Origin of the sequence: Saccharomonospora marina XMU15, assembly GCF_000244955.1 — a bacterium.
Lineage (GTDB): Bacteria > Actinomycetota > Actinomycetes > Mycobacteriales > Pseudonocardiaceae > Saccharomonospora_A > Saccharomonospora_A marina.
The window spans coordinates 2262903-2289475 of record NZ_CM001439.1 but is presented as its reverse complement, the minus strand read 5'-3'; the positions used below and the strand labels follow the sequence as shown (position 1 = coordinate 2289475).

Sequence of the window (26573 nt, the reverse complement as noted above, 5' to 3'; positions counted from 1 at the left end):
TCGGGCGGCGCCACCAGCGGTCAAGTAGGTGACGTCACGTGTTGGACCGAGCGCAGTTCCTGCAACGCCTCCGGGATCGCGTCGGCCAGCGGCCACAGGTCCCCCACGAGTTCACGCGCGCCCAGCAGACCCACGTGTACCCTGCCCGCGTTGGACAGCACCGTGATGTTGAGTCCCGCCCCGTGGAACACCGGACCGAGCGGGTACAGGCCCGTGACACGGGCACCGAGCAGGTACAGCGGCATCGGTGGACCGGGCACGTTCGAAACCACGAGGTTGTGGACCACCGGGTGCTTCTCGGCGAGCCGCAGCGCCGAGTAGGCGCGCACCGCCAGGCCCAGTGTCGTCGGTGCCGCGAACTGCGCCCAGTCCTGCAACATGTCCGCGTCGATCGTGCGGTGGTGTTCCTTGGAGTGGCGGTTGCTCTCCGCGATGGCGAACACCCGCGCGGCGGGCTCCGCGAGGTGGGTGGGCAGCGAGGCGAACAACGCGGACACCTTGTTGCTGCCCCGCTCGCGTGCGCTGCGCTCGTGCACCGACACCGGCACGGTGGCGAGCAACGGGTCGCCGGGCAACTGTCCCCGCTCGGAGAGGAACCGGCGCAGCGCGCCCGCCACCATCGCCAGCACCACGTCGTTGACGGTGACGCCGAAAGCGTTCTTGACCGCCTTCACCGCTGCGAGGTCCACCTGGGTGTAGGCGACGGCCCGATGTCCGGTGATCGTGCCGTTGAACGGGGTACGAGGTGCCGTGAACGGTGTGGCCATGCCCTTGCCCCGCAGCGAGCGACCGATCCAGCGAGGAGCCAGACCCAGCAGGCCGGGCAGCAGTTTGGCCAGTTGCACGGGCCGCTGGGCGACGGCCGTCGCGCTGTCCAGCACCAGCGCGAGCGCCGACGGTGGCTGCTGGTTGGTTCGCCCGCCCCCGCCGGGATCTGGCGGTGGGAATCCGGCTCCACCCCGGCCAGGTAGGTCAGCAGGTTGGCGCCGCTGACCCCGTCGACGCCTGCGTGGTGCATCTTCAACAGCACCGCGACACCGCCGTCGGCCAGCCCCTCGATGACGTACATTTCCCACAGCGGCCTGGACCTGTCGAGGGGCTGGCCCGCGAAGTGGGCGCACAGCTCGGCAAGTTCCTCCCTCCCACCGGGGGATGGCACGGCGATGCGGTGCACGTGGTGTTCGAGGTCGAACTCGGTGTCCTCGACCCATACCGGGTGGTTGAGGTTCAGCGGCGAGTCGAACAGCTTGCGACGAAACACCGCGACCAGGTCGACACGCTCGCGCAACTGGGCGACGAGCCGGTCGAAGTCGTATCCGCCGGGGACGGTCGCCGGGTCGAGCGTGAGCAGGCCGCAGATGTGCAGCAACTGCGAGGGTGTCTCCAGGTAGAGAAAGCTCGCGTCGAGGCCACTCAGTCGCTGCACGCGCTCCAGGGTAGGCATGCCGCCGGAGCAACACCGTTAACCTCTGTGCATGCGTCCCTCGTTCAGGACCCGCAGAGCGCTCGGGCTGGCGCTCACCGCGAACGCCGTCCGGCCACTGCGCGGCATGCGAGCGGGCATCCCTTCGTTCTTCGCGGGCTGGCTGACCTCGGAGCTGGCACCGCACCTGCTCGCGCTGACGGCGACCGACACGGCCGCTCACGTCGCGAGGCGTGGCGTTCGCGAGGCCGACCGGGTGGGTCTCGCGCTCGGTGGGCTGTCGGCCGCGGGGCTGGCGGGACTGATCGTCTCGGCGCAGCGAGCCCGCGGCGCTGTTGAGCAGGCACTCGTCCAGGCGCTGGGGCCTGGCTATGAGCAGGAGTTGCCACGACCGCCGAGCCGCAGCGACCTCGCGACACCGTGGGGACAGTTGGTGCTGCCGTTTCGGATGCGCAATCCCGAGGTGCGCTGCGACCGTGACATCGCCTACGCGCCGGGTGGCAGGCGGTTCCTGCTGGACGTGTACCGGCCTCGCAAACCGGTGTCGGGGCGGCCGGTGCTGCTTCAGGTGCACGGTGGAGCCTGGATGGTCGGCAACAAGGAGCAGCAGGGTGTCCCGCTGATGCTGCACATGGCGCAGCGAGGCTGGGTCTGTGTGGCGATCAACTACCCGCTGTCGCCGTCGGCGCGCTGGCCCGAACACATCGTCGCGGCCAAGCGGGCGCTGGTGTGGATCCGCCGGCACATCGCCGACTACGGTGGCGACCCGTCGTATGTGGTGACCACCGGCGGCTCGGCGGGCGGGCATCTCGCCGCGCTGCTGGCACTGACTCCGGGTGACGCCGCGTTGCAGCCCGGGTTCGAGGAGGCCGACACCAGCGTGCAGGCATGCGTACCCGCTTACGGCGTCTACGACTTCGCCGCCACCAGCGGCGCCCCGGTCGCCACGGCGAGGATGCACTCGGTCCTCGCGCGCTACGTGGTGGGCAAGGACCCCGTCCGGTACCACGACGACTACGTCGCGGCCTCACCGCTGGACCGCATCACCGACAAGGCGCCACCGTTCTTCGTCATCCACGGCGAGCACGACACGCTGATCCCGGTGGCCGAAGCCCGTGAGTTCGTGCGGAGGCTGCGGGAGGTGTCGCACAACCCCGTCGGTTTCGCGGAGATCCCCGGCGCCCAACACGCGTTCGACATCTTCCCCTCCATCCGCAGCGCGCACGTGGTGCGCGGGATCGAGCGGTTTCTGGAGTGGACGTATCTACACCGGCAGCAGTGATCGGCTCCGCCGGCAGAACAGCGATTCAGTTAACATCCGAAAAGCACTGGGGGTCGAAGGCGATGGCTAGGTGGGGAGACGTCAAAGCCCGCAAAACGCTGGCTTGACCAGGACTCCAGTCGCGACTAAGACGCTGCCGAAGCCCAGGCCAAGGATCGTACGGCGGCACACATTCTGAACTTTCGATTCAAGGAACTGCGCGAGCGAGCTGGCTTGGGCCAAGGCGGCAGTCGCCCGGCAGATGAGTGTGAAGCAGCCACGGGTGAGCGCTATCGAGAACGGTGACTTCTCCCAGATGGAAGTCGAGACGATCCGACGCTACGTGTCCGCACCGGGCGGCGAACTCCGACTGGTGGCGGGTTTCGGCGACCACGACGAGATCGTGTCGACCACCACGTTCGACAGGAACGAACTCGCGATCAGCTGACCGCGAATGGGATATCGCGCTCACGACTGCGTGTCGCCGGGCAACCCCGCCAGGAACTCGGCACTCGGGTTCACGACCAGAATCGACCCGCCCTCCGGGGCGGTGTGCGCACCGATGATTCGGGCGAGACCGCCCCGCGCGAACGGGAACGCCGACAGGATCAGCACCACCAGACCCGCCATCGCGACCCCGGCCAGTGCGGGCACGGTGCCCGCCTCGGCAGGTGAAGAACAATTCGAGGAGTTGCGCCGAGACGAGGACCAGCAGTCCGCATCACGCCGCCCCGGACCGGAAGAGGATGACGACGAGGACTTCAGCGATCGGTCCTGGCTGCAGTAGCGATCGACGGAGCTACGGCGGCGGCAGCCGCGCCCGGTGAACTGACCGAGCGGCGGAGCGGAGCGTCCAAGCCTTTACCAGATCCTGCTATTCGGTCTGTCTTCATTGGCCACGTGGCAAGCCGAGCAGCCGCTCGGCCACCACGTTGAGCAACACCTGCGTCGTGCCGCCCGCGATGCTCAGGCAACGGGTGAGCAGGAACTCGTGCTGCGCGGCCGAGGTCTGCTCGGCCACGGCGACGGCGGCCTCGGCGTGTTCCTCCAGTGCCACCTCCGCGGTCTCCTGCCTGTGCCGCACCCCGATGAGCTTGCGCACACTGGACTCCGCCCCCGGCTGCCCACCGTCGAGCCTGCGCAGCGTGTCGCGCAGGTCCAGCACCGACACCGCCGTACCGTCCACCACGAGCGCACCGAGCCGCTCCGGGTCCAGCCGCGGATGTTGGGCGAGCAACTGCTCGACCGCGTCCCCCACCGATGAACCGCCACCGATGGCCACCCGCTCGTTGGCCAGCGTCGTGCGCGCCAGCCGCCAGCCACCGTTCACCTCGCCCACGACGAGGTCGTCGGGCACGAACACCTCGTCGAGGAACACCTCGTTGAACCGCGCTTCGCCGGTGATCTCCCGCAGCGGCCGCACCTCGATGCCGGGCGAGCGCATGTCGACGAGGAAGTACGTGATGCCCTTGTGCTTGGGTGCCTCCGGGTCGGTGCGGGCCAGGCAGATCGCCCAGTCGGCCTCGTGTGCCAGCGAGGTCCACACCTTCTGCCCGGTAAGCCGCCAGCCGCCGTCCACACGGCTCGCCCTGGTGCGAAGCGAGGCCAGGTCGGAACCCGCGCCGGGCTCGCTGAACAACTGGCACCAGGTCAGCTCACCTCGCAGTGTGGGTCCGACGAACCGCTCGCGCTGCTCGTCGCTGCCGTGACGCAGGATCGTCGGCACCGCCCACGCCCCGATCACCAGGTCCGGCCTGACAACGCCCGCGCGGCTCAACTCAGCGTCGATCATCAGTTGCTGGGCGGAGGTGGCCGACAGGCCGTACGGCTTGGGCCAGTGCGGCACGAGGTAGCCGGTCTCGACCAGCCTGGCCCGCTGCTCAGCAGCAGACAGCCGTGCGATCTCCTCGGCCGTGCGGCGTGCCTGGCGAGCGAACTCCTCGTCGCCGTAGGCGGACAGGTCCACGTTCAGACTGCGCCGGGCGCCTGTTCGCACCAGTTCCCCCGCCCGGCGTCGCCAGCACGCCGTGCCTCCGAACAGCTGCCGCATCGCCACTGCTCGGCGCAGGTACCGGTGTGCGTCGTGTTCCCAGGTGAACCCGATACCACCGAGCACCTGGATGCAGTCCTTGGCGTTCTCGACGGCCGCGTCGAGCGCGCCTGCGCCCGCCACCGCAGCGGCGAGCGCGTGCTGCTCGGGGTCGGTGTCAGCAGCCCGAGCGGCATCCCACGCGAGCGCGACCGCCAGTTCCGCGCGGCACAGCAGCTGCGCACACAGGTGCTTCACCGCCTGGAACGAGCCGATGGGCCTGCCGAACTGTTCGCGCACTCCCGCGTAGTCGGCGGCGGTACGCACGCACCAGCCGGCGACACCCGCGGCTTCGGCGGCGGCCAGTGTCACGGCGAGATCGGTGACGGGCGCGGTACCGAGCACGGCCGAGGGCGCGATCTCGGTCTCGGGCAGTTCCACCGTGGCCAGCGGGCGGGTGGTGTCGAACGGCTCGGCGCGGGTGATGCTGCCCTGCCCCGGCGCGAGCAGGAACCAGTTGGGCTCGCCCTCGACGCTCGCGGCCAGCAGCAGGTGGGCGCGCTCGTCGGCGTCAAGCACCGGTCCGGTCGTGCCATGCACCACCAGCCCACCGTCGGGTGTGCGCCGCCCGACCAACCCGCCGGTACGCAGCGCGACGGCCGCCCGGGCACTCCCGTCGGCCAACGCGGGCACGACTTCTTTGGCCAGCTCCGCACCGGCGTGCCTGGCCAGCACCAGGCCTGCCAGCGCGCTGCCGAACACCGGCCCTGGCAGCAGCGCGGAAGCGGCCTGTTCCAGCCCGACGGCGAGATCAGCCACCTCCGCACCCGCGCCGCCGAGTTCCTCCGGCACCGCGATGGCGAACAATCCGATCGAGGCGAGTTCGGTGCTCGCCCCGCCGCGGGCTGCCAGGTCGGTTATGGAGTCGGCCAGTGCCCGTTGCTCCTCGGTAAGCGCGATCGACACGCCCCAACTATAGAACATGTTTCAATCACTGACCGGTTCGCCCGAGAGGCAGGGGTGACCTATCGTTAGGTAGGCTGAACACGGAAAGTGAAACAGGTTCTGCGACAGGCTTCGATCAAGCTTCGATCAGGAGAATGCCGATGGCAAGCAAGCCCAAGGCGCCGACCCAACCCAAGGGCCGCGGCGCCCTGAGCCCACTCGGCGGCGAGGAACTGGGCTCGGCCGCGCAGCGCGACCGGCGCAAGCGCATCCTCGACGCGACGCTGGCCCTCGCCTCCAAGGGCGGCTACGACGCCGTCCAGATGCGCGCTGTCGCCGAGCGTGCCGACGTCGCCCTCGGCACCCTGTACCGGTACTTCCCCTCCAAGATCCACCTACTGGTTTCCGGCCTCGCCCGCGAGTTCGAACGGGCCCAGGAGAAGCTGGACCGCGGCACGATTCCCGGTGACACACCGACCGAGCGGGTGCTATACGTGCTCGGCCGCAACACCCGCCTGATGCAGCGCGACCCGCACCTGACCGAAGCGATGGTGCGGGCCTTCATGTTCGCCGACACCACCGCCGCGGCCGAGGTCGAACTGGTCGGCAGGCGGCTGGAGAACATGTTCGCCAAGGCGATGGGCATCGAGTCGCCTACCGAGCACGACCGCGACGTCTTCCACGTGATCGCCGACGTCTGGATGGCCAACCTCGTCGCGTGGGTCACCAGGCGCGCCTCGGCCGCCGACGTGGCCAACCGCCTGGAGTTGTCGGTGCACCTGCTGCTGGACAAGGAACCCGTACCCCGGCGCTGAACCGACACGGTGGCCGTTCGACCGGCGGCAGGCCCGTAGCGCGGAACTCGCCTCGCTAGACTTCGCGTACCGCGAGCACCTCGACCTCCGCACCGGACGATTCCAGCGACGGCGCGGCTTCGAGCCGACGAGCATCAGCTCGATAGGCGGCGAGATCCTCGCTGCCGGGAAAGGTTATGAGGTGGACCTCGACTCGGTCGTCCAGAGTACGCAGCCTGCGCTCGAGTCGACCTCCGTACTCGGCGAGCAGCGGCAGGACTGCCCGTTCGTAAGCGTTGAAGGAGCCCAAGCCACCCTCCGGCAGCCTCGCCAGCAGCAGATAAGTGACGGCCACGATCCCTCACAGCCGGTCCGTAACCGGTGATCTTGCCGAGCCGGTGGACGCGGGCCGCAAAGATTCACGGCCCGCTCCGCAGTCAGGCGGTGAGCTTCGGCAGCACCTCCCTGCCGAACACCTCCAGCCACCGCTGTTGGTTGCGGCCAACGTTGTGCACGTAGATCCGGTTGAACCCGGCGTCGATGTAGCGCTGCAACGAGGCCCGATGCACGTCCGGGTCCGCCGAGATCACCATGCGGCCCTCGAAGTCCTCCCTCCGCACCAGCTTGGCCATCTGCTCGAAGTCGAACGGTGAACGCACGTCGGCCTTGGGGAACTTCATGCCACCGTTGGGCCACTGCCGCATCGCGTTGTCCCAGGCCTCCTCGTCGGTGTCGGCCCAGGAGAGATGCACCTGCAACAGCTTCGGCATGCTGTCGGGGTCCTTGCCTGCCTTGCGCGCACCCTTGCCGAAGTTGTCGAGGATGCCCGCCAACTTCTCCACCGAAGCGCCGGGGGTGATCAGGCCGTCGGCGAGTTCGCCGGTCTTGCGCGAGGTGTAGGGGCCCGCCGAGGCGATGTAGATCGGCGGCGGCGCCTCCGGCATCGTCCACAGCCTGGTGGTGTGCAGTTTGAAGAACTCACCGCTGTGCTTGACGTCCTTACCGGTGAACAACTTGTTGATGATTTCCAGCGCCTCGAACATCCGCCGCACCCGCTCGGGGGCCTCCGGCCAGTAGCCACCGATGACGTGCTCGTTCAGCGCTTCGCCGGAGCCGATTCCCAGCCACGTCCTGCCGGGGTAGGTGGCCTCCAGCGTCGCCGCCGCCTGCGCCACCATGGCCGGGTGCTGGCGAAACGACGGGCACGTCACACCGGGCCCGAGGTCGCCGGTGGTGTTCTCGGCGAGTGAGGCCAGCACGCTCCAGACGAACGACGCCTGACCTTGCGCGGGCACCCACGGCTGGAAATGGTCGGCCGCCATCTGTCCGGAGAATCCGTGCTGCTCGGCAAGGGCCGCCAACTCGATGGACTCGCGTGGCGAGAACTGTTCCAGCGCCGCCGCGATGCCGATCTGAACCTCACTCACAGACAACTCCAACCCATGTCGACGCGAGTGGTGCCGTACGGACCACTGACCAAACCTACCCGCGGTACCGCTGCGCCAGCACGGCGCGTTCGTCGAGCAGGCGCAGCGTGTCATCCTTCTGCCTGGTCGGCAGGAAGAACGTCACCCGCTCCACTCCCGCCTCGGCCCAGCCCTCGATGAGGCCACTGTCGCGGCCTGCCGCGAAGATCGTCACGGAGACGTCCTGCCTGCCCTGTTCGGCGAGCAGGCGCAGTGCCGAACGGATCTGTTCCGGCGTGGTCTGCGCCCGTGGCAGCCAGCCGTTCCCGTGCTGGGCGAGCCTGGCGAGGGCCGCGGGGCTCTCGCCGCCGACGTAGATCGGCGGGTGGGGCTTGCTGGCTGGTTTGGGCCACTGGTAGATGGGGTCGAAGTCGATGTGCTCGCCGTGGAACCGCGCCTCGTCGCGCGTCCAGATCTCCTTCAGCGCCGACAGTTGCTCGCTCAGCAGGGCGCCGCGCGAGGCCGGGTCGGTGCCGTGGTTGCGCATCTCCTCGCGGTTCCAGCCGACACCGACGCCGAACAGAAAACGGCCGCCGGAGAGCAGGTCGAGGCTCGCCACCTGCTTGGCGGTGTGGAAGAGATCCCGCTGCGGCAGCAACGCGACTCCCGTGGCCAGCAGCAGCCCGCGGGTCGCGACGGCAGCCGCGGTCAGCGCGACGAACGGGTCGAAGGTGCGGTAGTAGCTCCTCGGCAACTCGCCCCCGCCTGGGTAGGGAGTCTGCCTGCTGGCCGGAATGTGGGAGTGCTCGGCCAGGAACAGTGAGTCGAATCCGCGTTCCTCGACGGCCTCCCCGAGAGCGTCCGGGCGGATTCCCTCGTCGGTCACGAACGTGGCGATACCGAACTTCATGTGCTGATCAACCACCAGTGCCCGCCGGTCTGTTCCCGGCGGGCACCATCCGGTGACGACTTCGCTACACGTTGCGCCGGTACTGGCCGCCCACCTCGAAGAACGCCTCGGTGATCTGGCCGAGCGAGCACACCCGCGCCGCGTCCATCAGCACCTCGAACACGTTCTCGCCCTTCGTGGCGGCCTCCCGCAACCGCTTCAGCGCCTGCTGCGCCTCGGCATCGTGCCTGCGATGGAAGTCGGCCAGCCGGTCCAGTTGCGAGCGCTTCTGCTCCTCGGTGGCCCTGGCCAACTCCACCCGGACCTCGTCCTCCTCGGGATGCGGGTTGCGGAAGGTGTTCACCCCGATGATCGGAAGCGAGCCGTCGTGCTTGAGCCGCTCGTAACGCATCGACTCGTCCTGGATCTTGCCGCGCTGGTAGCCGGTCTCCATCGCGCCGAGCACCCCGCCCCGCGCGGAGATCCGGTCGAACTCGGCCAGCACCGCTTCCTCGACCAGATCGGTGAGTTCGTCGATGATGAACGAGCCCTGCAGCGGGTTCTCGTTCTTCGAAACCCCCCACTCCTGGTTGATGATCATCTGGATGGCCAGCGCCCTGCGCACCGAAGCCTCGCTCGGGGTGGTGATCGCCTCGTCGTAGGCGTTGGTGTGCAGTGAGTTGGCGTTGTCGTACAGCGCGCACAGCGCCTGCAACGTGGTGCGGATGTCGTTGAAGCTCATCTCCTGCGCGTGCAGCGACCGACCCGAGGTCTGGATGTGGTACTTGAGCTTCTGCGAGCGCTCCCCCGCACCGTAGCGCTCGCGCATCGCGATGGCCCAGATGCGGCGTGCGACTCTGCCCATCACCGAGTACTCGGCGTCCATGCCGTTGGAGAAGAAGAACGACAGGTTGGGCGCGAAGTCGTCCACGTCCATGCCTCGCGCCAGGTACGACTCGACGTAGGTGAACCCGTTGGCCAGCGTGAACGCCAACTGCGAGATCGGGTTGGCCCCCGCCTCGGCGATGTGGTAGCCGGAGATCGACACCGAGTAGAAGTTACGCACGCTGTTGGCGATGAACCACTCCTGGATGTCGGACATCATCCGCAGCGAGAACTCGGTGGAGAAGATGCAGGTGTTTTGCCCCTGGTCCTCCTTGAGGATGTCGGCCTGCACCGTGCCCCGCACCTGGCGCAGCGTCCAGGCCCGGATCTCGGCCTGCTCCTGCGGCGTCGGCTCGCGCCCGTGTTCGGCGCGGAAGGCATCGAGCCGCTGGTCGATGGCCGTGTTGAGGAAGAAGGCCAGTATCGCCGGCGCGGGCCCGTTGATCGTCATCGACACCGAGGTGGTGGGCGCTGTGAGGTCGAAGCCGTCGTAGAGCGCCTTCATGTCGTCCAGCGTGGCGATGGAGACCCCGGAGGTGCCGATCTTGCCGTAGATGTCCGGGCGCGTGTCGGGGTCGAAGCCGTACAGCGTCACCGAGTCGAACGCGGTGGAAAGCCGCTTGGCCTCGGACTCGGCGGAGAGGTACTTGAAGCGCCGGTTGGTGCGGAAGGCGTCGCCCTCGCCCGCGAACATCCGCGCCGGGTCCTCGCCGTCGCGCTTGAAGGGGAACACCCCCGCCGTGTAGGGGAAGTAGCCGGGCAGGTGCTCGCGGCGCAGGAACGAAACGAGCTCGGCGGGGTCGCCGTAGCGTGGCAGCGCGACCCTCGGCACCCGGTTGCCCGACAGGGTCTCGCGCCACAGGGAGGTGCGTATCTCGCGATCGCGCACGGTGAAGCTCAGTTCTTCGCCGCGGTAGGACTGCGCCAACTCGGCCCAGTCCCGCAGCAGCGCGGCCGTGTCCTCGTCCACCGCGGCCTCCGCGCGGGCGAGCAGCCGCTCCACGGCGGCGGTGTCGGCACCCTCGGCCGCGAGTTCGTCTCGGGCCGCGGCGAGGTGCTCGCGCCTGCGGACGGCGGCGACCTGCGCGCGGGTACGTTCGTGATAGCGACGCACCGTGTCGGCGATGTCGGCGAGGTAGCGGGTACGGTGCGCGGGAATCACCATGCTGGTGTCGCTGGAGACCTTGCCCTCGACCCTCGCCAGCACGCCGGGCGACACCGAAAGCCCTTCACCTGCCAGCAGGTCGCGTAGCTGCTGGTAGAGCGCGGTCACCCCGTCGTCGTTGAACTTGGCCGCGCAGGTGCCGAAGACGGGCATGTCGTCCGGCGAACTGTCGAACGCCTCCCGGTTACGCAGCAGTTGGCGCGCCACGTCCCTGCGAGCATCCTCCGCGCCCCTGCGCTCGAACTTGTTGATCGCCACGACATCGGCGAAGTCGAGCATGTCGATCTTCTCGAGCTGCGAGGCCGCGCCGAATTCCGGCGTCATGACATACAGCGAGTGGTCGACGTGGTCGACGATCCCCGCGTCGCCCTGCCCGATGCCGGGGGTCTCGACGATCACCAGGTCGTAGCCCGCCGCCTTGCACGCCAGGATGGCCTCGTCCAGGCCCTCCGGGATCTCGGCTCCCGCCTTGCGGGTGGCCAGCGAGCGGAAGAACACCCGCCCGGCGTCGAGCCCGCCGAGGCTGTTCATCCGGATCCGGTCGCCCAGCAGCGCCCCGCCACCCTTGCGCCGGGTCGGGTCGATGGCCAGCACGGCGATGCGGAGCTTGTCCTCCTGGTCGAGGCGGAACCGTCGGATCAACTCGTCGGTGAGCGACGACTTGCCGGAACCACCGGTGCCGGTAATGCCCAGTACGGGCGCGGTCCGCCTCGCCGCGGCCTCGGCAATGGCCTGCTGCCACTCGGCGGGCAGCGCACCCTGCTGCAGGCGAGTGATCACCCGCGCGAGCGTCGGCACATCACCGGACAGCAGCGTGTCGACCGATCCCGCCTGCGTTGTGGTCAGATCGACGTCGCAGGCCCGGATCATCGAGTTGATCATTCCGGGCAGCCCCAGCTGAAGCCCGTCGTCGGGAGAGAAGATCCGTGTGACGCCGCGCGAGTGCAGCAGTTCGATCTCCTCGCGGACGATGACGCCGCCACCGCCGCCGAAGACCCGCACGTGCCCGGCGCCGCGCTCCCGCAGTGACTCGACGAGATAGCTGAAGTACTCGACGTGCCCGCCCTGGTAAGCGCTGATCGCCACGCCCTGCACGTCCTCGGACACAGCCGCCGTGACCACCTCGTCGACCGAGCGGTTGTGCCCGAGATGGATCACCTCCGCACCCTGCGACTGCAGGATGCGGCGCATGATGTTGATCGAGGCGTCGTGACCGTCGAAGAGACTCGCGGCGGTCACGAACCGGACTGGATGCGCGGGCCGATACAGATCGGAGGTCATACCCCCAAAATACTTTTACTTCCTACTGTTTTAAAACCAACTTCACCCGTGATGGGCCTCTCATCGACCAGTATCGATTCAGCCGGCGAGGCGCGAGTGTCGTCTCACATGTCGGAAACGATGTTCACCTGGTTGCCCTCGGTGTCGACGAACGTCGCGAAGGCCATCCCGATGGCGGGGATCTCGGTGCGTTCGACCAGCACCCTCCCGCCGGCATCGGTGATCCTGCGCAGGCTCGACGCGAGGTCGTCGACCCGGATCACCAGCCGAGGATGCCGCAACTCGTCGCTGCGCTCGGCGATCTCGCCGTGGACGGCGCCCAGCTGAGGTGCCGCCGTGTGAGAACGCTGCGCACTCCAGCCGAAGACCTCCTCGTAGAAGCCCCACGCGCGGCGTGTGTCGGCCGCGGGCAGTTGAAACCAGGTCACCATGTTCGACGGAGCAGTCACTGCGGTCCTCCCCTTGCCTCGCGCCCGCCCCGCAGGCACCGCCGACGCGGACGCACTTGATTGCCGCAGGCTAGCGAGAGGCTCCGACAGAAAGCCCGTTCACGATGCGGCCGCTCAGCCGGTCAGGAGGACGCGGTCGCCGAACGCAGCGCGATCCACTGCCGCATCGCGTACTCCACCAGCGTGATGAGCGTCTGCTTGGTGGATTCACGGTCTCGTGCGTCGCACCGGACGATCGGGATGCTCTGGTCGATCGACAGCGCCTCCCTCACGTCGGCGAGGTCGTGCTGGAGCACACCGTCGAAGGTGTTGACACCCACGATGTAGGGCAGCCCCCTGTCCTCGAAGAAGTCGACCGGCGCGAACGAGTCGGCGAGTCGTCTGGTGTCGGCGAGTACCACCGCACCGATGGCGCCACGGACGAGGTCGTCCCACATGAACCAGAACCGCTGCTGGCCCGGTGTGCCGAACAGGTACAAAATCAGGTCCTCGTCCAGCGACACCCTGCCGAAGTCCATGGCCACGGTCGTGGACACCTTGTTCGGTGTCGCCTCGAGGTCGTCGATGCCGGCGCTCGCGTCCGTCATCATCGCCTCGGTTCTCAACGGCACGATCTCCGACACCGAGCCGACGAACGTCGTCTTGCCCGCGCCGAAGCCACCGGCCACGACGATCTTGGCCGACGTCATCGTTTTCGATTCGGTCTCGCGCGGTGCCTTATAGCCGACGGAGTCCACTCAACACCCTTTCCATCAACAGCAAATGCGCCTCGGCGCCTTCGTCCCCGGAGATGGTCCTGTGCACGTTGACCAACCCCGCGTCCGCCGCGTCGCTGACGAGCACCCTGGCAACCCCGAAGGGAACCCGGAGCATAGCGGCGATCTCGGCGACCGAATGTGGGGTGCGACATTCTTCCATGATCAGCTGATGCTCGATCTGGTCGGGCACCGCCAGCAGTGCCGCTTGCCGGGTGGAGACGAGTGTTTCGAGCTCCAGATGGTGATTCGGCTTGGTCCTACCACCGGTGATGGCATACGGGCGGACGAACCCGGTCTGTTCTGCTGGGTGCAACGGAATGGCTTCGGCCGACACAAGCTGCTCCTCTACGTTGGTTTCGACCCCACGGCGGGGGTCACCGGATGCCGCGGCGCGGCGCGCGCCAGGTTGTTGCCCGCCAGCTGCTCGTCCACGAACGTCGCGGCCCGCGCCCGGCCCGAAACCACCGAGCAGCTCGCCGAGCTCGCTCAGCTGCTCCTCGCCGGGAAGTCGCGGACCCTCGCCCATCGCGCCGATCATCCAACCGGTGCGCCGACCTTCGAGCCGTCCTCGCCCTGCAACTGGGCGCGCAACTCGGGCGTGAGGAGCTGACCCACGCGGTCGACGAGCAACGTCATCTCGTAGGCCACCTGGCCGATATCGCAGTTCGGCGCGGCCAGCACCGCCAGGCACGAGCCGTCGCTGATCGACATCAGCACCATGACACCGAGTTCCATCTCCACGACGGTCTCGTTGACCGCACCGGCCTCGAAGCAGCGTGCGGCCCCCTGCGTGAGGCTGACGAGCCCTGAGGCCACCGCGGCGAGCTGGTCGGCCCGATCCAGCGGCAACCGCTTCGACGCGGTGAGCAACAGGCCGTCCGCCGAGACGACGACCGCGTGCGCGACACCCGGTACCCGCTCGGCGAAGTCGTTGACCAGCCATCCGAACTTCTGCTGCGGCTGGTTTCCATCCGGCGCGGTCATTCACCCTCCACTGTTTCGTGATCGCTTTCGCTCACCTGGGCCGTCCGGTGCCTGCCTCGGCGAACGCCTTGCTGGAAACTGCTGAGCCTGCCCCGTACATCGGCGGGGTCACGCTCCACACGCGGCCGGTCGACGGGCTCGCCCTCCGGGGCCACGCTCCCCGGAAGCAACTGCTCGCCACGGCGCCGCCTCGGCAGCCCCGCGGCCGTGTAGCTCGACGGTGTCGACTCCGCCACCGCGCGTACGGCCTGCCACCGCTCGTCGGCGGCCGGGCCCCAACCTCCCGACGACGCCCACGCCGGTGGCGCGGAGGTCGTCACGTTGCCGGATTCGGGTTCGGCGACGGCCTCGCCATACTCGGCGGCCTCGCTGGGCTGCGCGGCCCGCTTCGGCCGCCGCCTCGGCAGCCCGGAAGCGGTCTGTCCGCCGCCTTCCGCGGAGCGCGACTGCCGCGACTGTGCCGAGGCACCCTCCGGCTCGGCAGCGTCGTCCGGCTCGGCCCTGTGCCTGCGGCCCCTGCTGACGCCCTGCTGGAAACTGCTGAGCCTGCCGCGCACGTCCTGCGGGTCCCGCGCGGGCGCCTGCGGTGCGGAAGCCGCGGCGGCAGGCGGTGCGGCGGCCGATCGCGGTGCGGCGCTGCCCGGCAGCAGTTGCTCACCTCGCCGCCTTCGGGGAAGACCTGCCTGCGTGTAGTCGGCGGCCGAGGGACGCTGCGAGACCTCCTGCACCGCCTTCCAACTCTCGTCGGCGGCGAACTCCCAGCTTTTGCGCGCGGGGCGTTCCGCATCGGCCTCGGCATCGGTGACCTTGCGAAACCACGCCGAGAGCATCTCGTCGAAGATCGGGGTGGTTTCGGCGTTGTCGACCACGGCCTTGCGTGCCCGGCGCTGGGCCTCGCTGAGGGAGCCCTCCGCACCCGGCGCCGCCGTGTGCTGGGCGCCCGCGGGCTCGGCAGGTGTCGTCGGGCTCGCCGTGGCGGCGGCGTTCCACCACTCGCTCACGGCCCGGCTGTTGGACTCGAACAGCTGCCTGCCGCTGAGTTCCCTGTCACCGGAGGCGGGCACGGCCCTGCGCCGACCCGGCCGCGAGCCGTTGATCCGGGGTGGGGCCTCGGCGCGTTCGTGCGGGTCGGTGTCGGCGGCGACCGGCCACTCCGGCTGTGGTGCCTGCTGTGGTACCCGCGCCGAGGCGGGTTGCGGTGCTTGCTGTGCGTTTCCGGAGTCGTCGCGTTCGATCGGTGTGAACAGCGCCGTGCCGGAGACCTCGTTGTCGGTTGGCGCGGGCACGTGCTCGGCATCACCGGCCGGCCGACGCGATCCGCCCACTCCCGCCAGGTCCTGCGCCATGCCCGGTTGGGACACACCGTTGCGGGTCCGGCGAGGCAGCGGCCCGCCGTCGACCTGCGCCTGCTGCGGCACGTGCTGCGGCTCGGCGTGGGGCGGCCCGGCCTGCTGCGGCTCCTGAACGTGGCCCTCGCCGTCCAGCACCAGGTCGGCGGGCACGGTGACGGTGGCGCGGACACCCACGATGTCCTTGCCACCGTGCAGGGTGACGTCGAAGCCGTGCCTTCCCGCGAGCCTGCCGACCACGAACAGGCCCATCCTGCGCGAGGTGGTCAGGTCCAGCGAGCCCGATTCGGAAAGGCGCGCGTTCGCCTCGGCGACCTCGGCCTCGTTCATGCCGATGCCGCGGTCCATGATGTCGATCGAGAGAGTGCCGTCGTCCATGGCCCTGGTAGCCACGGTCACCTGGGTCTCGGGCGCGGAGAACGCCGTGGCGTTGTCCAGCAACTCGGCGACGAGCCTGATGAGGTCGCCCGCCGCGTGGCCTACCACGAGCACCGGCGGTGGCGTTCCCACGACGACACGCTTGTACTGCTCGATCTCCGAAACCGCCGCCCGCAACACGTCGGTGGCACTGACCGGTTGGCCGGAACGGCGTCCCGGTTCCGCACCGGACAGCACCATGAGGTTCTCGTTGTTGCGTCGCATGCGCGTGGCGAGATGGTCGAGCTGGAACAGCGTGGCGAGCTGGTCCGGGTCCTCCTCGTCGCTCTCCAGCCGCTCGATGAGCGCCAGTTGGCGTTGCACCAGGCTCTGGCTACGACGGGAGAGGTTGACGAACACGCTCGCGTAGCCCGCACGCATCCCTGCCTGCTCCGCGGCCAGATGCAGCGCCTCGCTGTGAACCGCGTCGAACGCCCTGGCGACCTCGCCGACCTCGTCCCTGGTGGTGACGGGCACCGGTCTGATCTCGGTCTCGCGGGAGCCGCCCTCCTGGATGGAGCGCACCGCTTCGGGAAGCTCGTGCTCGGCGACGGCCAGCGCGCTGTTGCGCAGCACCTTCAGCGAACGCAGCAGCTGGCGGGTGATCACGAACACCACGAACGCCGCCAGCACGAAGGCGAGGACGAGCAGGACGAGCAGCACCGTGACCCCGGTCGACGCTTCGCCCGCGAGCTCGCCAGTCGCGCCGGTGACCTGTGAACCCATCCGGTCGGCGACCCGCCCCATGGCGGCGAACACCGCGGAGGCGTCGGCCGACCACTGCTGCGGCGAGACGGACTCGAAGGGGTCGCCACCCACGTCCTGCTGGGCGAGCACACCGGCCACGACCCGGCCGAACTGGTCGAAGGCCTCGCCACGCACGGTGTTGTCGAAGTCCTGCCGCTGGCCTTCGGTGGCGGACACGCGGAACTCGTCGATGCGGTCACTCAGGCGCACGTCGGAGGTGCGCAGCTGGTTCACCTCGCTGGGCGCCAGCCCGCTGCGACTGATGCCGTAACTGACCAGCGCCTGCTGGATCGACAGCTCTTCGCGTGCCACGAGCAGGTCGTGCAGCGCGTTGCCGGTGGAGCCGGTGCCGTCGTCACCGATTCCCGCGACGAGCGCCGAATCCAGGTCGAGCAGCGCGGTGGTGATGCCGGAGTATTCGTTCACCGCCTCGATCGGCCCCACCTGCCCGGCAGCGACGCGCTTGCGCAGGTCCGCGAGCCTGCCGAGTTGCTCGTCGACGGCCTTGCGCGGGCCGGCGATGGCACCGCCCGCCTGTTCGACCTCGGCCGCGGCCGAGGTGACCGGGGAGACGGCCATGTCGACCTCGGCGCGGATTCCCTGCAGTTGCGGCGAGCCGGAGCCACGCCCTTCGGCGAGTAGCTCCGCGGTGAGCGTGCGTTCCCGCTGCAGCCCGTCCAGCAGTGTCCTGCCTGCGGCCTCGAGCCGCGCCATGCCGTCGATTCGCTCGTAGCGGTCGGAGCGCTCCAACTGGCTCGCGACGGTGATGCCGCCCAGGACCAGGGCGATCACGATGGGGATCAGCGTGACGGCGCCGAGTTTGGCCGGAAGGCCCCAGTCACGCCAGCGGAGCAAGGCACGCAGCCTGGACCGCTTGGGCTGCTCCTGGCCGAGGAGCTGTCCGACGGGCACCTGGCCTTCTCCTGCAACGGTCACGAAGGTGACTCCTCTTCCGGATCGCTCGCTGTTCCACGGCGCAGGCCCGAGACGCCCCACCCGGACGGCCCGGGCCGCGCTCTGCTTCGCGACCAGTCACGCAACGTGCGCATACCCACCCTCGTCGCCTTCGCCGAACACTCTCGGCCTTTCACGTTTGTCACCGCTGTCACCGTCGGCGCTGTCACCGCCTGCCCCGTGGGTAGGCGCCCTGCACCCGGGCCGCGCTCACCTGCACCGATCGTCAACGCCGGTGAGCGGCTGCCGCACGGCGGCCGAGCATCGGAGCTCACCGGCCTGCGACGGCTCCACGACCACGGCGTTGCCGCACCCAATTGACGCCACTGACGTCGGTCGGGGTGAAGAAAGCGTACACCAATCGGGTACTTGCCAAATCTTCTCGAGACGCCGCCGTTGACCAGCGAAAATGTCGTTTCGACAGGGCCTCGAGCACCGCGATTAGCCGCGTCCGCGACGCGAGGCCGCAATTCGGTTACCGCATTCATCCGGCAACACCCATCAAGCATCACCCACAAAGCCCAAGACACCATGGCAAGGTCACCCATCGGCGGCATGGCAGGTGACGTCAGGGTGGAGTGCGAACTGCAAAATGCGCACGATCATGTGGCACCACAACCTCGATCAACCCAGGTGCTTCCTCACCAGATCTCGGCCTTGAGCAGGGGGTCTTCACAAGGACGTCGCGTCCGGGTGAGGGAGGGGCAAGCCCGGCGGCGGTAGGTCACACCCCCGGCCGGGTGTTACTCAGCGTAGAACGACGGCGTGGCAAGGCCCACAGCGGGTCACCCACCGACACCACGCCGTCGCGCACGGATGCCGACAGGCCGCAGCCCACGATCCACGCCGCTGTCCGCATGCCGAACGGGCCTGCCTGCCGGGCGCGCACGGTCGGCAGGCCCCGTACGCGAAGCCGCGCCACCGCGGCCGCAATCGCGGCCGCCACCGCGGCTTCAATCGCGGCGTATTCGCGGACCGGAAATCGAAACAACCGCCGCAACAAATGTCGCGGGATTCGCGATCGGACTCACCGGGCCGAACGCCGAATACCGATTCGCGGGCAACCGAGGGCCGAGGTGGTCGCGACCTCGAACCGCCGGCCTGGGACCCTCACAGGTGTGAACACGGTGAACCCGGTGAGCCCTACGGTGGGCAGAATCCGCGCCTTCCTCGCCGAGCACGACCCGCCGACCCCGTGTCTGGTGATCGACATCGACACGGTACTGGACAGCTACCGCTGCCTGGCCGATGCTTTCCCCGGCGCCCGCATCCAGTACGCGGTGAAGGCGAATCCGGCCGCGGCGGTGCTGAGGGCACTTGTCGGCGAAGGGGCGAGCTTCGACGTGGCGAGCCCGGCCGAGATCAGGCTCTGTCTGGCGGCAGGGGCCCGGCCGCGGTCCATTTCCTACGGCAACCCGATCAAGAAACCGGCCGACATCGCCTTCGCACATTCGGCCGGAGTCGACGAGTTCTGCTTCGATTCGCTCGCCGATCTGGAGAACATCGCCGAGCACGCGCCGGGCGCGCGGGTACTGGCGCGGCTGGCGGTGGACGGGCCCGAATCGGCCACCCCGTTCGGGCACAAGTTCGGCTGTGACGCCGAATCGGCTGCCGAGTTGCTTTCGCGCGCCGCCCACCTCGGTCTGCGAGCCACGGGCCTGAGCTTCCACGTCGGCTCGCAGCAACTCGATCCCGGCGCATGGGAACTGGCCATCGGCACCGCGGCGAAGGTGTTCGAAGCGGCCGCGGCCGACGGCACGGTACTGAACAGGCTGAACATCGGGGGTGGCTTCGGCGTGGACTACCGTGCCGCCGCACCTTCGCCCCACGAGTACGCCGCCTCGGTGTTGCCCGCGCTGCGGTCGCACTTCGAGCGACCACCGGAACTCTTGCTCGAACCGGGGCGGGCCGTCGTCGGGGCGGCGGGGCTGATCCGCAGCGAGGTGGTGCTGGTGGCCAACCGGCGGGGGGAATCCGAACGCCGGTGGGTCTACCTGGACATCGGCAGGTACAACGGGCTGGCCGAGACGGAGAACGAGGCTATCGCCTACCGGCTGGAAGTTGTCGGAGATCACCCCGAACCGGACGGGCCTGTGATCATCGCGGGGCCGACGTGCGATGGTGACGACGTGCTCTACCAGCGAACCCCGTACCGGCTGCCGCTGTCCTTGCGGCCGGGCGATCGAATCGACATCCTCGCGACGGGCGCGTACACGGCGAGTTACTCGTCGATCGCGTTCAACGGGATCGAACCATTGCGTACGTACTGCGTATCTGAAGGGAGGCTGATCAGTGCCGAGTGAGTTCGTACCGGTCGGCGTGTTTTCCGGCAAGCACGTCCTCGCAGAGTTGGACGGCATCGATCCACATCTGCTTGACGACGAGCAATTCCTGCGGAGCACCTTGGCGAGCACGCTGACCGAGGCGGGCGCGACGGTGTGCGACGTGATCGCGCACCGCTTCGAGCCGCAGGGGGTGACCGTTTTGGCCATGCTTTCGGAGTCCCATGCTTCGGTGCACACCTATCCGGAGATCGGCGCGGTGTTCGTCGACGTCTTCACGTGCGGCGATCGGGCCGATCCGCAGGAGGCGGTACGGCTGCTTGCCGACGCACTCGGCACGCGATCGATGAACATGTCGACACTTCAGCGCGGGCGGCTGCCCGTGAACGCGGGGAAGTGAATGTCAGAGCAGATCGTCGAACCCCTCGGCCCGGGCCTTTCCCGGGTATGGGAACTGTCCGGCACCATTCTCGACACACACACCGACTACCAGCACGTCGTCATCGCCAAGACAGCGCAGGGCGTGACACTGTTCTGTGACGACGAGCGGCAAAGCACCGAGGCGAGCCAACTCGTCTACCACGAGGCGCTGATGGTGCCCGGGATGTTGCTCGCCGACAACCTCGACCGGGTGCTCGTCATCGGCTCGAGCGAAGGGGTCGCCAGTCAGCTCGCGGTCGCGTTCGGAGCCGAGTTGGTCGACCATGTCGACATCGATCGCGATACTGTGCGCGCCTGTGCGCGACACCTGCCCTACGGCTACTCCGAAACCGAGCTGGCGCGGGCCGAGCAAGGCGACGGCGAGGTGCGCATGCACTACCGCGACGGCTGGGAGTTCCTCGAAACCACGCAGCAGCGCTACGACGTGGTGGTCATCGATCTCCCCGATGAGAACACCGATCCCGCCGCGCAGCACAACCGGCTCTACGGCGAGGACTTCCTGCGCCGATGTAGCGACCTGCTCAGCCCCGGCGGCGTGGTGGTGTGTCAGGCGGGATGCCCGACGCTGTGGCGCAACGACACGTTGCTGGCGGCGTGGAAGCGGTTCGGCGACATCTTCGACACGGTCGTCTACTTCGGTTCCGACGAGCACGAGTGGGCGTTCCTTTCCGGCAGGCCCGACCGCGTCGACGCGCCGGTTGACCGCATGATCGAACGGTTGTCGCAGGTGAGCTACCGGCCCCGTTCGATAGACGCCGACACGCTGCGCGGCGCCACCGTGCCGCCGTACTCGGTGCGGACTACAGCTTGCGGCCCGCCAGCACCCGGCGCGTGACAGCCCGCTCGGCGACGAAGGACAGCAGGGGCACGCAGCCTGCGAGCAACACCCCGATGGTGCCCTTCACCGACCACCGCGCCTTCAGCGCCAGGTCGACAGCCAGCACGAGGTAGACCATGTAGATCACGCCGTGGATGGGCGAGTACACGGCGGAAGGCTCGGGGTTGTCGAAGCCGTAGCGCAGCACCATCACGGCCACGAGTCCGAGCAGTCCGATGCCGGTGACGAAGGCGGCGACCCGGAAGCGCAGCAACGGTGCGCGCAGGTTCGTGGTCGCCGCCACCTTGTCACGGTCGGTCGTCACCATGTCAGTTCCCCTCGCGATCTCGAGCGTTCAACTCCGCCAGGTATCTGTTGTAGGCGGCAAGTTCGTCGTCGGCGGGCTCGACGGGCCCGGTGGCAGCGACCGATCGCGCCGATGCCGTGATCGGCACACCGGCCTTCCGCTGCTGCCTCGGCTCGGCCGCGCCGGAGGATGGCTGCGTCTCGGTCCGCTCCTGGTCGGCCCGCTGCCGCAGCCTGCGCATCCGCCACACCATGAACAACGGGAAGAGGCCGAACAGCGGCCACTGCAACACGTAACCGAGATTCTGGAACGTGCCGCCTGCCGAGGAGTAGCGATCCCACTGCCACCACGCCAGCCCGATGCCGGCCACGAGGCCGAGTACGCAGACGGCGGCGATCGCCAGCCCACGGGTTACGGTCGAGCGCTTGGACACGCCTTCGACGCTAGCACCCGTCGCGGGCATCTTTGCCCATGCCCGGTGAGCGGTGGCGTTACCTGGCTTGCCTGACGGCGGTCGCGTAGTCCTCGGCGAGACCGAAAACCTTGCGCGCGTACTCGGTGGAGTTGTTGTAGGACATGACGCCCGACCACCAGCCGTCGGCGGTTGACATGTCCCTTCCACCCGAGCACAGGTAGCGCGCGGCGGACAGTGCCGCGTCGTCGATCTGTTGCGGGTCCGCCAGGCCGTCACCGGAGGCGTCGGTGCCGTGCCGCAGCCAGGTGCTCGGAATGAATTGCATGGGCCCCACGGCCCGATCGTGTCGGACGTCACCGTCGAGCCTGCCGCCGTCGGTGTCCAGGATCGCCTTGACTCCCTCGGAGCCGTCGAGCGGGATACCGATGATCGGCTTCGACGGCCTGCCGTTCTCACCGAGCGTCGCGCCGCCGTAGCGGCCGTGGTTGGACTCGACACGTCCGATCCCCGCCAGCGTCGCCCAGGACAACCTGCAGCTGGGCTGGTGCTCTCGCATCACCAGCTCGGCGTTGCCGTACGCCAGCAGTGCCCGTTGCGGCACCGCGGTGGCGGCCGAGGTGGTACGAGCCCAATCAAGCAGCGGGTTGGCACCGGGGGCGCTGGCCTGACCGCCACCGGCCCTGCCACTGTTGCGGTCGGTGATGTGGTCGGTGGCAGGTGCGACCGAACCAGGTTCGACGTCGGCGGGTCGCACGTCCAGCGCCGGGATGTCAGTCGTGGTCGGGCCCGCCTGTGGGCTGGCGGCGCGGGCGACGAGCCACACTCCGCCCGCCGCGACGGCGAGTACCGCCACCACGATCGCGAGGCGGACCAAAGCCGCCCGCCCGCTTCGACTCGCCATGCGTGTCCGCGGTTCGTGCACCGCCTGGCCCTCCACCCGACCCGATTACCGACCTTCTCGACAACGACGTACCGCGGGCATACGTTACGGCGTGGCCGTCACATCGCCCGCGGCACCGTCGTCGATCAGGTCAGCTCGCGTCGCGACGCTGCTGCTGCCGCGCGAGGCGCGCCACACACCAGGCGGGAGCGCTGCCGCGACGAAGGTGCTCCAGCACCGTCAGCGGGCCGAGCCGCCTGCCGAGGTCGGCGGGCGTCAGCCCGGCGGCCCGGTAGTCGAGCGCACGCTGGTCCAGTGGGCTGATTCCGGCGTCCCACCACGCCTTGGCTTCTTCGACGTCACCGATCATCTGCCACCATCCCGCGGCGGCCGTCAGCAGTTCCAGCGGCGCTTCGGGAAGGCGCTGCCGCATCGCTTCGAGATATCCCGGGTCCGCGACGTCCACCGGCGCCCAGCGCTGCGGGCCGCTCTCGCGCCGCTGCCCCGGGATACCCGGCGCGGACCGCGGAGCCTCGGCCAGCCAGGTGGAGGCGATGCGGTGGACCTCCCGGTCCTCCGCGTTCTGCTCGCGCTCGGCCGCCCACTGCCGGATCACCGCGTCAACTCCGGGATCTCGCATCCCTGCCTCCTCTACAACGCACTGCTGTGGTTGGTGCAAAGACTGTCGAGCAACGTTGTTCGAGATGTAGGAACGTGACCGGTCAGGTACCTGCTCGATCACGCAATGTGAGCACCGTAGGAGAGCGGGCCCGAGCTTCGCCAGACCCTTCGAGCGAGGAATTCGTTGACCAGCGCCTTCACCTCGGTAATCCACCCGGTTGGCCCAGCCTGACGGCGAATTCACCACCAGCCATAACACTGAGTAGCTGTAGCGCTTTTCGGCAGCGCGAGGACCGGCACCGCGGTGCGGTGCCGGTCCTCGCGATGGGTATTCAGGCGAACAAGCTCTGCACGAACGTCACGATGGCCTCGGCCCCGTCCTGCAACCAGCCGAGCGCGGCCCGGACGGCCTCCGCCGACTCGGTCGGGCGGGTGATCAGGAAGAACAAGACGAGCGCGACGAGGCCGAAGATCAGTACCTTCTTCAGACCCGGCGACATGGCTCCATCCCATCCGATGTTGGGCGGCGTGTGGTGGTATCGCACCACCCGCCGACACCTCATCTTGCCGGAACAGGACGAGATTTCGGCGGGTAGGCACGCGAAGAGGCAATCCCGACAAGAGCCGGTGACCGCCCGTGTTCGCGTGACCCCCGAGACTCTAGGCCGCCATGCCGCGCTGGACCGTCACGACACGCCGCCCTCAGTTCACCGCGCCCGCGCCGCGAAGCCGCTCGATCTCGTCGTCGGCGAGCCCGAGTTCCTCCGACAGCACGGCCGCCGTATCCGCGCCCTTCTCGTGCGGCGGCACCGGTGCGGGCGCCGGAGTGCGGTCGAACTTCGGCCCCGGCGCGGGTTGCACGACGCCGTCGACCTCCACGAACGTGCCTCGCGCCTCGTTGTGCGGGTGCGAGGCCGCCTCCCACGGGGACAACACCGGCGTCAGGCACGCGTCGGTGCCCTCGGCTTTGGCCACCAACTCGTCCCTGGTGTACTTGCCGATGGTCTCGCTGAGTATCTCCCGCAACCGGGGCCATTCCCGCTTGTCGAGGTGGTTGGGCAACTCCTCGTCCTCCAGCCCGAGCACCCGCACCAACGCCGCCCAGAACCGCATCTCGAGTGCACCGACGGCGACGTACTTGCCGTCAGCGGTCTCGTAGGTGTCGTAGAAGGGCGCACCGGTGTCGAGCATGTTCTCGCCGCGCTCGCCGTCCCACAGCCCGCTCGCCCGCAACCCGTGCAGGTGCGTGGTCAGCAGCGCCGCACCGTCGACCATCGAGGCGTCCACCACCTGGCCCTGACCTGAGCAAGCCCGCTCGAACAGTGCGGCGAGCACGCCCATCGCGAGGAAGAGCCCGCCACCGCCGAAGTCGGCGAGGAAGTTCACCGGCGGCAGCGGCCGCTCTCCGGCCCTGCCGATGGCATGCAGCGCCCCCGACAGACCGAGATAGTTGATGTCGTGCCCCGCCCTGGGCGCCAGCGGACCGTCCTGGCCCCAGCCGGTGATCCGGCCGTAGACCAGCCGCGGGTTGCGGGCGTGTACCTGTTGCGGCCCAAGGCCCATCCGCTCCGCGACACCGGGCCGGAAGCCCTCGACGAGCACGTCGGCCCGCTCGGCGAGCCTCAGCACCAGTTCCACGCCCTCGGCGGTCTTGGTGTTCACGCCGATGGTCCTGCGGCTGCGCAGCAACGGGTCGTAGGGCATTCCCAGCACGTCCTCGCCGGGAGCAGCCCTGTCCACCCTGATCACGTCGGCGCCGAGGTCGGCGAGGATCGTGCAGGCGAACGGGGCGGGCGCGAGCCCGGCGAGTTCGATCACCTTCAGCCCGCTCAGCGGACCAGCGTTCATCGACAGAATCCCTTCCTGGTGCCGCCTCGCCTCACAGCGTGCGGGAGATGATGTCCTTCATGATCTCGCTGGTGCCGCCGAAGATCCGCGAGATCCGCACGTCGGCCCACGCCCTCGCGATCGGGTACTCCGTCATGTAGCCGTAGCCGCCGAACAACTGGACGCACTCGTCGATCACCTTGTTGACCCGCTCCGTGGTCCACAGCTTCGCCATGGCGGCACCCTGCACGTCGAGTTCTCCCCGCAGGTGCCGCTCGATGCACTGGTCGAGGAAGGCCCGCGACACCGCCGCTTCGGTGGCGGCCTCGGCGAGCTTGAACTTGGTGTTCTGGAAGCCGAAGATCGGCCTCCCGAACGCGGTGCGTTCCTTGGTGTACTCGATGGTCTTGTCCACCGCGCCCTCCATGCCCGCGACCGCGGTGACGGCGATGATGAGCCGCTCCTGCGGCAGCTGCTCCATCAACTGGATGAAGCCACGGCCTTCCTCCTCGCCGAGCAGGTTCTGCGTCGGCACGCGGACGTCGTCGAAGAACAACTCGGCGGTGTCCTGGCCGCGCAGACCGACCTTGTCCAGCACCCGGCCCCGCCGAAAGCCCGGAGTGGAGGTCTCGACCGCGATCAGCGAGACTCCCTTGGCTCCCGCCTCGGGGTCGGTCTTCACCGCGACGACGACGATGTCGGCGTGCGCGCCGTTGGTGATGAAGGTCTTGGAACCGTTGATGACGTAGTGGTCGCCGTCGCGCACCGCACGGGTCTTGATGCCCTGCAGGTCGGAGCCGGTACCCGGCTCGGTCATCGCGATGGCGCCGACGTACTCACCGCTGGCCAGCTTCGGCAGCCACTCCCGCTTGCGCTCCTCGCTCGCGTAGGCGAGCAGGTAGTGCGCGACGATTCCGTTGTGGACGGACACACCCCACGCGCCGTCACCGCTGCGGGCCTGCTCCTCGTAGAGCACGGCCTCGTGCGCGAAGGTACCACCACCGCCGCCGTATTCCTCCGGAATGGACAGTGCGAGCAGGCCCACCTCTCCCGCCTTGGTCCATACCTCGCGGTCGATCTGCTTCTGGGCCATCCACCGCTCCTGGTTCCCAGCGAGCTCCTTGACGCAGAAACTCCTCGCCAGGTCGCGGAAGTCGTCGAGTTCCTCGTTCATCCACGAGCTTCTCTGGATGGTGAGCGCCACGGTGCCTCCTGGGACTGGAAAACATTACGAATGGAAGGTAAGT

25 protein-coding genes and 1 pseudogene are annotated in these 26573 nt (G+C 68.7%); 6 read left to right on the top strand and 20 right to left on the bottom strand.

Features of this window, described 5'->3' with window-relative positions:
- Nucleotides 1-20: 20 nt before the first annotated feature.
- Nucleotides 21-1426, bottom strand: a pseudogene (locus SACMADRAFT_RS31375) (WS/DGAT/MGAT family O-acyltransferase).
- 49 nt (nt 1427-1475) lie between these two features.
- On the opposite strand from SACMADRAFT_RS31375, the gene SACMADRAFT_RS10900 reads away from it, so the two are divergent.
- On the top strand, nt 1476-2705 hold the full coding sequence (locus SACMADRAFT_RS10900) for an alpha/beta hydrolase (RefSeq protein WP_009153869.1): 1230 nt from the start codon (nt 1476-1478) through the stop codon (nt 2703-2705).
- A 262-nt stretch (nt 2706-2967) separates the two neighbouring features.
- The gene (locus tag SACMADRAFT_RS30835; RefSeq protein WP_232285571.1) at nt 2968-3132 is read left to right on the top strand and encodes a hypothetical protein; all 165 of its coding nucleotides are present in this window, start codon (nt 2968-2970) and stop codon (nt 3130-3132) included.
- A 20-nt stretch (nt 3133-3152) separates the two neighbouring features.
- On the opposite strand, the gene SACMADRAFT_RS10890 is transcribed toward SACMADRAFT_RS30835, so the two are convergent.
- Together SACMADRAFT_RS10890 and SACMADRAFT_RS10885 are read right to left on the bottom strand one after the other, a co-directional pair.
- Nucleotides 3153-3338, bottom strand: coding sequence for a hypothetical protein (locus tag SACMADRAFT_RS10890; RefSeq protein ID WP_009153867.1), 186 nt, complete (start codon nt 3336-3338; stop codon nt 3153-3155).
- Between the two features lie 235 nt (nt 3339-3573).
- Nucleotides 3574-5679, bottom strand: coding sequence for an acyl-CoA dehydrogenase (locus SACMADRAFT_RS10885; RefSeq protein WP_040925646.1), 2106 nt, complete (start codon nt 5677-5679; stop codon nt 3574-3576).
- A gap of 134 nt (nt 5680-5813) precedes the next feature.
- Between SACMADRAFT_RS10885 and kstR the strand changes: the two genes are divergently transcribed.
- On the top strand, nt 5814-6473 hold the full coding sequence (kstR, locus tag SACMADRAFT_RS10880; RefSeq protein ID WP_040925645.1) for a cholesterol catabolism transcriptional regulator KstR: 660 nt from the start codon (nt 5814-5816) through the stop codon (nt 6471-6473).
- Between the two features lie 55 nt (nt 6474-6528).
- On the opposite strand, the gene SACMADRAFT_RS10875 is transcribed toward kstR, so the two are convergent.
- The 10 genes from SACMADRAFT_RS10875 to SACMADRAFT_RS29630 all read right to left on the bottom strand — a co-directional run bounded on the left by SACMADRAFT_RS10875 (nt 6529) and on the right by SACMADRAFT_RS29630 (nt 18682).
- Nucleotides 6529-6807, bottom strand: a complete 279-nt coding sequence (locus tag SACMADRAFT_RS10875) for a hypothetical protein (protein WP_009153864.1) — start codon at nt 6805-6807, stop codon at nt 6529-6531.
- Between the two features lie 82 nt (nt 6808-6889).
- Complete coding sequence (locus SACMADRAFT_RS10870) at nt 6890-7879, bottom strand: TIGR03557 family F420-dependent LLM class oxidoreductase (RefSeq protein ID WP_009153863.1); 990 nt, start codon at nt 7877-7879, stop codon at nt 6890-6892.
- A 55-nt stretch (nt 7880-7934) separates the two neighbouring features.
- On the bottom strand, nt 7935-8768 hold the full coding sequence (locus SACMADRAFT_RS10865; protein WP_009153862.1) for an LLM class F420-dependent oxidoreductase: 834 nt from the start codon (nt 8766-8768) through the stop codon (nt 7935-7937).
- Nucleotides 8769-8832: 64 nt separating this feature from the next.
- Complete coding sequence (icmF, locus tag SACMADRAFT_RS10860; protein WP_009153861.1) at nt 8833-12078, bottom strand: fused isobutyryl-CoA mutase/GTPase IcmF; 3246 nt, start codon at nt 12076-12078, stop codon at nt 8833-8835.
- Nucleotides 12079-12182: 104 nt separating this feature from the next.
- The gene (locus SACMADRAFT_RS10855; RefSeq protein WP_009153860.1) at nt 12183-12527 is read right to left on the bottom strand and encodes a VOC family protein; all 345 of its coding nucleotides are present in this window, start codon (nt 12525-12527) and stop codon (nt 12183-12185) included.
- 122 nt (nt 12528-12649) lie between these two features.
- The gene (locus tag SACMADRAFT_RS10850) at nt 12650-13264 is read right to left on the bottom strand and encodes a GTP-binding protein (protein ID WP_009153859.1); all 615 of its coding nucleotides are present in this window, start codon (nt 13262-13264) and stop codon (nt 12650-12652) included.
- A complete protein-coding gene (locus SACMADRAFT_RS31370; RefSeq protein WP_408640347.1) occupies nt 13245-13823 on the bottom strand; it encodes a DUF742 domain-containing protein in 579 nt (192 codons plus the stop codon). The genes SACMADRAFT_RS10850 and SACMADRAFT_RS31370 overlap by 20 nt, the downstream gene beginning before the upstream one ends.
- The gene (locus SACMADRAFT_RS10840) at nt 13820-14269 is read right to left on the bottom strand and encodes a roadblock/LC7 domain-containing protein (RefSeq protein ID WP_009153857.1); all 450 of its coding nucleotides are present in this window, start codon (nt 14267-14269) and stop codon (nt 13820-13822) included. Before SACMADRAFT_RS10840 ends, SACMADRAFT_RS31370 begins: the two co-directional genes overlap by 4 nt.
- Nucleotides 14266-17718, bottom strand: a complete 3453-nt coding sequence (locus SACMADRAFT_RS10835; protein ID WP_009153856.1) for a sensor histidine kinase — start codon at nt 17716-17718, stop codon at nt 14266-14268. The genes SACMADRAFT_RS10840 and SACMADRAFT_RS10835 overlap by 4 nt, the downstream gene beginning before the upstream one ends.
- Nucleotides 17719-18460: 742 nt before the next feature.
- Complete coding sequence (locus SACMADRAFT_RS29630) at nt 18461-18682, bottom strand: hypothetical protein (RefSeq protein WP_157617228.1); 222 nt, start codon at nt 18680-18682, stop codon at nt 18461-18463.
- A gap of 190 nt (nt 18683-18872) precedes the next feature.
- Here SACMADRAFT_RS29630 and SACMADRAFT_RS10825 point away from each other — a divergent pair, with 190 nt between their 5' ends.
- From SACMADRAFT_RS10825 to SACMADRAFT_RS10815, 3 genes are read left to right on the top strand one after another with little or no spacing between them, the layout of a single operon-like run.
- Complete coding sequence (locus SACMADRAFT_RS10825; RefSeq protein ID WP_040926291.1) at nt 18873-20039, top strand: type III PLP-dependent enzyme; 1167 nt, start codon at nt 18873-18875, stop codon at nt 20037-20039.
- Nucleotides 20029-20418: an adenosylmethionine decarboxylase gene (gene speD / locus SACMADRAFT_RS10820; RefSeq protein WP_009153854.1), complete on the top strand. Its 390-nt coding sequence runs from the start codon at nt 20029-20031 to the stop codon at nt 20416-20418. The genes SACMADRAFT_RS10825 and speD overlap by 11 nt, the downstream gene beginning before the upstream one ends.
- Nucleotides 20419-21294 (top strand): spermidine synthase, encoded by an 876-nt coding sequence (locus SACMADRAFT_RS10815; RefSeq protein ID WP_009153853.1) that lies wholly within the window; start codon nt 20419-20421, stop codon nt 21292-21294.
- On the opposite strand, the gene SACMADRAFT_RS10810 is transcribed toward SACMADRAFT_RS10815, so the two are convergent.
- From SACMADRAFT_RS10810 to SACMADRAFT_RS10780, 7 genes are all read right to left on the bottom strand, one after another.
- Nucleotides 21260-21604, bottom strand: a complete 345-nt coding sequence (locus SACMADRAFT_RS10810; RefSeq protein ID WP_009153852.1) for a DUF3817 domain-containing protein — start codon at nt 21602-21604, stop codon at nt 21260-21262. The genes SACMADRAFT_RS10815 and SACMADRAFT_RS10810 overlap by 35 nt on opposite strands.
- Before the next feature lies 1 nt (nt 21605).
- On the bottom strand, nt 21606-22046 hold the full coding sequence (locus SACMADRAFT_RS10805; protein WP_009153851.1) for a hypothetical protein: 441 nt from the start codon (nt 22044-22046) through the stop codon (nt 21606-21608).
- 28 nt (nt 22047-22074) lie between these two features.
- A complete protein-coding gene (locus SACMADRAFT_RS10800; RefSeq protein WP_083841035.1) occupies nt 22075-22899 on the bottom strand; it encodes a lytic transglycosylase domain-containing protein in 825 nt (274 codons plus the stop codon).
- A gap of 130 nt (nt 22900-23029) precedes the next feature.
- On the bottom strand, nt 23030-23518 hold the full coding sequence (locus tag SACMADRAFT_RS10795) for a hypothetical protein (protein WP_009153849.1): 489 nt from the start codon (nt 23516-23518) through the stop codon (nt 23030-23032).
- Nucleotides 23519-23831: 313 nt separating this feature from the next.
- A complete protein-coding gene (locus SACMADRAFT_RS30335; protein ID WP_198285956.1) occupies nt 23832-23999 on the bottom strand; it encodes a hypothetical protein in 168 nt (55 codons plus the stop codon).
- A 202-nt stretch (nt 24000-24201) separates the two neighbouring features.
- Nucleotides 24202-25347, bottom strand: a complete 1146-nt coding sequence (locus tag SACMADRAFT_RS10785) for a CaiB/BaiF CoA transferase family protein (protein ID WP_009153847.1) — start codon at nt 25345-25347, stop codon at nt 24202-24204.
- Nucleotides 25348-25378: 31 nt separating this feature from the next.
- A complete protein-coding gene (locus tag SACMADRAFT_RS10780; RefSeq protein ID WP_040926290.1) occupies nt 25379-26500 on the bottom strand; it encodes an acyl-CoA dehydrogenase family protein in 1122 nt (373 codons plus the stop codon).
- Nucleotides 26501-26573 lie beyond the last annotated feature (73 nt).

What these genes read in the sequence shown, in the direction of transcription:
- kstR (WP_040925645.1), top strand. Translation starts at nt 5,814, where the DNA reads ATGCCGATGGCAAGCAAGCCCAAGGCGCCGACCCAACCCAAGGGCCGC.
- icmF (WP_009153861.1), bottom strand. Translation starts at nt 12,078, where the DNA reads ATGACCTCCGATCTGTATCGGCCCGCGCATCCAGTCCGGTTCGTGACC.
- SACMADRAFT_RS10805 (WP_009153851.1), bottom strand. Translation starts at nt 22,046, where the DNA reads ATGCCCGCGACGGGTGCTAGCGTCGAAGGCGTGTCCAAGCGCTCGACC.
- SACMADRAFT_RS10810 (WP_009153852.1), bottom strand. Translation starts at nt 21,604, where the DNA reads ATGGTGACGACCGACCGTGACAAGGTGGCGGCGACCACGAACCTGCGC.
- SACMADRAFT_RS10865 (WP_009153862.1), bottom strand. Translation starts at nt 8,768, where the DNA reads ATGAAGTTCGGTATCGCCACGTTCGTGACCGACGAGGGAATCCGCCCG.
- SACMADRAFT_RS10800 (WP_083841035.1), bottom strand. Translation starts at nt 22,899, where the DNA reads ATGGCGAGTCGAAGCGGGCGGGCGGCTTTGGTCCGCCTCGCGATCGTG.
- SACMADRAFT_RS10780 (WP_040926290.1), bottom strand. Translation starts at nt 26,500, where the DNA reads ATGAACGAGGAACTCGACGACTTCCGCGACCTGGCGAGGAGTTTCTGC.
- SACMADRAFT_RS10785 (WP_009153847.1), bottom strand. Translation starts at nt 25,347, where the DNA reads ATGAACGCTGGTCCGCTGAGCGGGCTGAAGGTGATCGAACTCGCCGGG.
- SACMADRAFT_RS30335 (WP_198285956.1), bottom strand. Translation starts at nt 23,999, where the DNA reads ATGTCGCCGGGTCTGAAGAAGGTACTGATCTTCGGCCTCGTCGCGCTC.
- SACMADRAFT_RS10840 (WP_009153857.1), bottom strand. Translation starts at nt 14,269, where the DNA reads ATGACCGCGCCGGATGGAAACCAGCCGCAGCAGAAGTTCGGATGGCTG.
- SACMADRAFT_RS31370 (WP_408640347.1), bottom strand. Translation starts at nt 13,823, where the DNA reads ATGATCGGCGCGATGGGCGAGGGTCCGCGACTTCCCGGCGAGGAGCAG.
- SACMADRAFT_RS10815 (WP_009153853.1), top strand. Translation starts at nt 20,419, where the DNA reads ATGTCAGAGCAGATCGTCGAACCCCTCGGCCCGGGCCTTTCCCGGGTA.
- SACMADRAFT_RS10900 (WP_009153869.1), top strand. Translation starts at nt 1,476, where the DNA reads ATGCGTCCCTCGTTCAGGACCCGCAGAGCGCTCGGGCTGGCGCTCACC.
- SACMADRAFT_RS10795 (WP_009153849.1), bottom strand. Translation starts at nt 23,518, where the DNA reads ATGCGAGATCCCGGAGTTGACGCGGTGATCCGGCAGTGGGCGGCCGAG.